The 5,809-nt window shown below is 36.0% G+C and carries 4 protein-coding genes; 2 read left to right on the top strand and 2 right to left on the bottom strand.

Annotation, left to right across the window (positions count from 1 at the left end; all coding sequences use genetic code 11):
- Positions 1–302: 302 nt before the first annotated feature.
- Entirely contained in the window at positions 303–1,226 is a 924-nt protein-coding gene (locus tag C200_RS08705; protein WP_016211538.1) for a GGDEF domain-containing protein, read from the bottom strand.
- Positions 1,227–1,935: 709 nt separating this feature from the next.
- Here C200_RS08705 and C200_RS08710 point away from each other — a divergent pair.
- Complete coding sequence (locus C200_RS08710) at positions 1,936–2,154, top strand: hypothetical protein (RefSeq protein WP_152498679.1); 219 nt, start codon at positions 1,936–1,938, stop codon at positions 2,152–2,154.
- A gap of 75 nt (positions 2,155–2,229) precedes the next feature.
- Complete coding sequence (locus C200_RS08715) at positions 2,230–4,017, top strand: hypothetical protein (protein ID WP_016211535.1); 1,788 nt, start codon at positions 2,230–2,232, stop codon at positions 4,015–4,017.
- Between the two features lie 211 nt (positions 4,018–4,228).
- Here the strand turns inward: C200_RS08715 and C200_RS08720 are convergent, their stop codons facing one another.
- Positions 4,229–5,620, bottom strand: a complete 1,392-nt coding sequence (locus tag C200_RS08720) for a hypothetical protein (protein WP_152498678.1) — start codon at positions 5,618–5,620, stop codon at positions 4,229–4,231.
- Between the last annotated feature and the right edge of the window lie 189 nt (positions 5,621–5,809).

The following is a 5,809-nucleotide window of genomic DNA, read 5'->3' on the forward strand; positions in this document are numbered from 1 at the left end:
TCCTGCCAAATTTAATGACATTATTCTCACTGCATTGTGGGCAATTGACTTCGATATGAGGCATGGATAAATCTCTAAATTATTGTTAACTTGCTTCGAATTATACCATAGCAATCAATAAGATACATTGCCGAAAATTCTAACCATTCGATAAAAACAATGCTGCTGGTAAGTAAGGTGAGTTTCTTTTTCGTCATAATATGCTGGTGTATCACGTTAGTAATAAATAAAGCCATATCATAGCCTGTTTTATAGGAATTTGATGATATTATTTTATAGGTAATTTTTTTAGGCTGTAATAATTAGCTTATGCTTTGGCTAGTCTTGCTCAGTGTTGATAATAACTTAGGTGATGTATCAAATATAGAGTAACTTGCTACGCAATTGCGCCCTTGGTGTTTGGCATGGTAAAGTGCTTGGTCTGCACGTTGAAAAAATTGTCGATCAATATCATAATGATCAAATTCACAGCTACCGATACTGACGGTTACGCTTATATCAATCTTAAAGGTCAAAGTATGATAGACACTTTCACAAATCCGCTTGGCAAGTAAGTTGGCACCTGCTAAATCTGTATTACGCAAGAGGACAATAAACTCTTCGCCACCATAACGAAAGATCATATCAGAATCACGTACCAGTTCTTTTAGAAGATGAGAAAAGTGTTGTAACACAAGATCTCCTTGGTGATGACCATGCTGGTCATTAATGCGCTTAAAGTGATCTATGTCAATTAGCAGCATGCTAAGGGGTGAATCATGGCGTTTGGCGTAGTTTATTTCCTGATCAAGAATTTTTTCATAGGCGGCTCGATTGCCGGTTTGAGTGAGATGATCTTGGCGTGTGGCTTGTAAAGCGCTGTGATATTGTAAAATATGAAATAATGGTGTTAACCAAAGCGAGCAAAGGGCATCAAGTTCTAGCCCGGTGCCTAAGCTAAAAGGGAGGCTGTGGCTGAAAGTTAACTGACCCAGGGGTTGGTTCTGATGTTTTAGTAATACAGAATAATTATATTTTCCTGCTGTGCCTTGTTGTAAATAAATGTGATCTTCTTGGTTTTCGTAGGTTACACTTGCACAAGGAATAATATGACAGATGAGCTGATAGAAATTAGCAAACGCGTTGACTAAGTTAAATTGATTATTCGGCTGATGATAGAGCGTTTGATAAATTAATAATTGAGTTTCCAGTGACGGTTTTATTATGGTGAATATATTTTGGCTCATGTTATTTAATTAATATCTAAATTATTTTTGATGAACGCTTATTGTTAGCTTAGTTGATTTATGTGTAAATGTTTAAAATTACAGCACTCTTGATTAAAGCGCTAAGTATGAGTTAAAGGAGTAAGTATGAAAAATGAAATTTATTTAATATAAAAGTAGACTGCTTCTTAAGTTAAGATGATAGAAGATCGTCAGTTAACTTCAAGGTTTCTTGGAATTAGTTGTTTAGCTCCAGGTTATGATGATGCGTGTTTATTCTAAGCAATAGGAATAACCGCCTGCTATATGTAGTTAATCATTATTTCCTTGAAGTTTATAATGCATTTAGTATATCTTGTTTTACATGTTATAGGGGTGGCCGTATGTTTAGTAAAGTTAGGCTAGGAGTTTAGTTGGTGAAGCCATTTTGGCCAATATTAACGAAATTTTCTGTAAACTTAGTTTAGTGATGCGGTGTTTTTAACTGTAAGTTAAATTAGAACTTTAAAATTTATAAAAATAATTAATAGTTGGATTTATTCAGGTTAAGTCTAAGTTATAAGATGTTTATTGATTTTATTTTTATAAATTTTATATAGCTATCGATTTTTCTGCTTTATATCTGTTTTTATTGTTATATTGAAATTTAATCTTTTTGTTGATGATTTTTAATAATTTTTAGGTAGCTTATAGATTCAACTTTATTATTATTTATATGGGAGAAATTTTTGTGCCGAAGTTTAATTTATTAAGTGTGACGGGTGATCAAGAGACTGTAGATAATCTTCTATTATCAGTTAAGAAAAGGCTCTATGATAAGGGAACCCCTCTTAAAAACTGTTATTTTAACCTTCAAGGGCAATTATTAGCAGAAGGCTGGGTTTATGATTCAAAAACATTAATTGAGGTTGACCTTGGAGGTGAACTGAAGCCTGAGTGGTATAATTAGGCATTAAGTACTGCAATAGAAAAAATAAAAAAAACCGAAGTAAGTGATAAAAACTATCCTGCTGTTAATGCTCATATGCTTCCTTTTTTAAAAGCATATTTTTTCAGTTATATAGAAAAAGCCTTAGCAAAAATTGATGAAGAGGAAGGCAGCTTAGTACAAAAGCTCAATGCGAAATTATCATTCTTATCTACTTTAAAGAGTAGTTTTCGCGCTAAGTTCAGTGGAGAATGGGCTCATCAATTTTACTTCGATCATTCATCTGCTTTGAATGAGGTGGCAGGCTTTGATTCTGAGGGAGAGTGCCCTCAGTCATATTTCGCATTATTTAATGCATTTGAAGCGGTGGGTAACAAAGACCGCAAAGCAGTAACTTTAGCTTTAACATTAGACAAATTCAGTAGTACTCAAGTTGTTTGTGATAATAGAGAGATTTTTAGCACTGAGCAAGTTGATGGGCTTAATTATAGAATTAATTTAGGGCAGCAGAATTTATTTTATGACCAGCTAAAGGCTGAGCTTCATTTGCCAGAGAAATATTTAGGAGCTCACGTTAAAGCGTTAATGGAGTCTGAGGAGCGTTTTAATCTTAAACCTATTCATAGGGAAATGTATCTTTATGCTAATTATATTGCAAATGCATTGAACTCGAAAAGACCGCAAGCGATACAGCTTTTAAGATCCAGCTATGATCATCTTTATTCATTAATAAATTCTGATATTGCAACTTTCCTGAATCAGCATAAGCGTATGGATGTGGCTAAATTAAATCAGTTTATTACTAAGCAGTGTTTGAAATATCAAACTGTTTTAGAAAGTACGATGATAAGCTCTTTATTGATTACTGATTTTTCGACGTTAAGAGCAGATCGGGAGACTTGGTTAGCAAACAACACTGACTCGACGATGCAAGTAGCTTTAATAAATAGTATGACAGGAGAACTCATCCGTGCAAGAGACTCTTTCATAGGGATAGCTCTGGATAGGCCAAAAATGATTCAGCGTTTGAGTGCATTGCAGGAATTAACGAAAGAAAGATTAATGCGCTACAAAACGGATTATAAGCAAGAGAATCCTGCTGAACTGGTGCGTGCAGTCATTGGTGATTATGCAAGGGGGCTCTGGCGTTGGGGGTCTCACTTTAGGCGGCAAGGACAAGGTTTTTTGCATGAATATAGAAAGCTTCTTAATAAACGCGAGGTGACAGTTGAAGATCAGCAAACTCTTTTAAATGCAGTACAGCGATTGCAAAGAGACGTTCGTATGTCGCAAGCCTTTAGTTTAAGTAGCTCATTTAGTATCAGGTTGGCCTTTTTAGAGGGAAAACTAGCCAAGCAGCTTAGTGCTAGATTTAGTGAAGACGTAACTGAGATAATAAAAAAACTTAGAGGTGCTAAGACTTATGAAAGGAGTAGAAATATTTTACAGGAAGTGCATGCGCTGAAAGCACGTGTATTGTCGATGGAAAGTGGGGATTATTTGTTTAGTGTGTTGAGTAGAGACTTACAAGTTGTAGAGAGCACTGCTATTCGACAGATTAAAATAGGGCTGGATAAAGCCATAGTTGACATAGAAAATAAATTTAAGCAAGTTGCTACTTGTGAAGATAAAAGAAATGTCTTAAATGACATAGATGCACTAAAAAAGACTCTATCACAAGTGGAGGTTGAGCCTGATTTGCTCCAACGGTTGGAACATCTAACAGCTCAAGTGGGCCAATTCCAACCTGTGTTAGATAAGGTAATTACGAAAGAAAGTGTTCAAGGGGTGAAAACTGAAAACGCACGAGAAGCGTTAATGGTACACGCTGTGCTTGGCCAGCAAGCAGCGCAAGCAGAGTCTGTGTCCGGTTATAATTTGTAATGAGTAGTTCTGATTTGATCTGGCAGTTTCCAAGGCGTTATCAAGTGATTGTCAGATCAGACTTACTTTAATTAAAATCTTTTTCTCTAGTATTGCTTCAGCTTCATTAAGCATCGTTATAATTTGTGGTTTTGTTAGTTTTGGTCGCTTTATTTGCTCTCTCTTGCCTAAGTTAACTTTTACTTACCACTTAGATTTTAATGGCTAAACGCTAAACAGCCAATTGATAAATAGCTTGAGATAAATCTTTTCTTTGACTAGAGTCTAATTGATCAAAGTTTCTAAAAAAAGGTAATTCTGGTAATGGATTAGAATTGCCGTACCAATGTTTGGCAGTTTTTTGATATGATTCTCTTATAGTTTCTATATCATCATCAAACAAGCCTGAAGATAATAAATATCCTATGCGAGAGTGTTTATTATGATTTGAACCCCCACCGACTCGTTGACTATAAACACCCTCTCCCTTGACGCATTGCAAAACTTCTCTTTGAACATCTTTTTTATCAGTAAGTTTTAGTTCCAATAAGTTAACAATCAACGCTTTTATAGAGTTTTTACCATGATTACCATGATTACCATGCTTTCTTCCTGTTGCATTTTGACTATATTGGCACGCTGCATCTAAGATCCCAAGCAAATGCTGGTTATTAGAAAATTTAAATATATTTTCCTTTGTCACAAGAGTAGGATCAATTTGATTAAGTAACTTTTCTGCTTTTTTTGTTGCTAAATAGTTAAATTCATCATTTTTCTTTAACTCATCTATTAACTCAGAAAAAGAAACTCTTGCTTCACCTACAGTTTCTGATTCTTTTAAAAAACGTCTTGTAATTAGTGCATCTTTTAAATAAGCAAGAGCATCATCAACCCAAATATCTGTTGACTCTAGTGACATTCTATCAAATTCAAAAGTAACTGGATTTGAATGATGTACAGATTGAAAGTACTCAATAAGGGGGGTTATGTCTTTTTTTTCATGGCATTGCCAAAGTGCTTCTCTTAAAGGAACGCGACTTCCACCCTTAGCTCCGTATTCAGCAGAAGACTTAAGTTCAACTGGACGATCGAAAGAGTGCCCTTCTCCTAATTCTTCATTGACTATATGTGAGGCTACTTCTGCTGCAGTATGGTCATAGCATAGTTGTCCGACTTGTGCTTCACTCGCCACAGGTACTACCCTGACTTTTCCTTTATACCCAGTATTATTCAGTAATGCAGGAAGTATAGATTTCATCCAAACATAGGTTTGTGAGCTTGATAAGTCCTCGGGGCTGGGGTTCTGTCCCAGCGCTGAATCTGTTACAACAGCACTAATTCCACCATCTAGCTGTTTTTTTAAGTGAAGTCGGATTCCATGTGAATGTGTTGCATTATAAATATCAGAAAATGCAATAGCAAACGAGCAAGTTCTTCGGCCACTTTGCACAAATGACTTTAACCGGTCTGTAATATGTTTATTGTTTCTATGTTGGCTTACTTGTTGCGCTATTTCCGAAGTTACCGCAGTAACAGGCTTGCCATTGGGGTGCTTAACCATAACACCGAAGGTTATCATGTTCAGATCGTCAATCTCATAAGGTATTTCATCTGTATCTTTCAATCCACACGCTTTTAAAGCTGCATAGGCAAGTAAAGGGTAATGACATGAGTGCAGAGGAACTGTATCTTGTCGAAAGTCAGCGCCATCATACGCTGCGAGCCATGGAGTGCTAAGCACGGGGTGAGTAGGCCGAGGTAGGTTCGGGTTTTTAGCAGAGCGGAGTTGCGAAAGACCGTTAGGTCTGTAGCA

Origin of the sequence: Piscirickettsia salmonis LF-89 = ATCC VR-1361 (assembly GCF_000297215.2) — a bacterium.
In the GTDB taxonomy this organism is placed as follows: Bacteria; Pseudomonadota; Gammaproteobacteria; order Piscirickettsiales; family Piscirickettsiaceae; genus Piscirickettsia; species Piscirickettsia salmonis.

Coding starts and splice junctions, on each gene's coding strand:
- C200_RS08705 (WP_016211538.1), bottom strand. CDS start 1,226: ATGAGCCAAAATATATTCACCATAATAAAACCGTCACTGGAAACTCAA.
- C200_RS08715 (WP_016211535.1), top strand. CDS start 2,230: ATGCTTCCTTTTTTAAAAGCATATTTTTTCAGTTATATAGAAAAAGCC.